Genomic DNA, 241 nt, shown 5'->3' on the forward strand with positions numbered 1-241 from the left:
GCCCGCGGAATGGACGCCCAGGGTGCGCACTTCCGAGCAATCTTCGGCGACTGCGGTGCATTCTTTCGCAACGACGGCAAGGATGCCTACCTGTTGTCGACTGGAAAGGGCGATCCGGACGGCTCGTGGACAAGTCTCCGCCCGTTCTCGTGGTCGCTCGCCGACGGGACCGTCCGCATCAATGGCACCGGTGCCGTGACGAACATCGGTGGCGACGTCGAAATCGGCCGCACGACGAACG

Annotated in this window: 1 protein-coding gene; it reads left to right on the forward strand. The window is 64.7% G+C overall.

Annotated features, from left to right (window positions below; translation table 11 throughout):
* On the forward strand, positions 1–241 hold a 241-nt coding region (locus tag AC1RPN_RS09195; RefSeq protein WP_481763880.1), incomplete at both ends, for a phage tail fiber protein.

It is taken from the genome of Dellaglioa sp. CoH-57-MRSF-20, assembly GCF_056781955.1.